At 73.0% G+C, this 341-nt stretch carries 1 pseudogene; it reads right to left on the bottom strand.

From position 1 onward, the window contains the following. A pseudogene (locus FJ658_RS16585) lies at positions 1 to 341 on the bottom strand (hypothetical protein); the annotation flags it as partial.

Genomic DNA, 341 nt, shown 5'->3' with positions numbered 1-341 from the left:
GGCCGCCGCCGGGCATCTGACCGCCGCCCATGCCGCCGCCCATGCCGGTCGACGCCTCACCCGCCGTGCCGGAGCCGGCGGATGCGCCGTCGACGAGCACGGTGTAGCTCTGGCCGTCGACCACGTCCGCGGTGCTGACCACGACGTTGCCGAACTCCTTGAGCGCCGTCAGCTCGGCGATCACGGTGCCGTCGGATGCGACCAGCTGCACCGTGTGGCCGGCCGAACCGCTCGCGTTCACCGAGACGAAGCCCTGCTCCGAGTCGGCGTCGGGGGTCTCGGCCATGCCCGAGCTGCCGATGGCGAGGAGCGTGCCGCCCGAGACCGTGAGGGTTCCGTTG

Origin of the sequence: Schumannella sp. 10F1B-5-1, assembly GCF_006517535.1 — a bacterium.
In the GTDB taxonomy this organism is placed as follows: domain Bacteria; phylum Actinomycetota; class Actinomycetes; order Actinomycetales; family Microbacteriaceae; genus Schumannella.
This window is presented reverse-complemented; position numbering and strand designations above follow the sequence as displayed.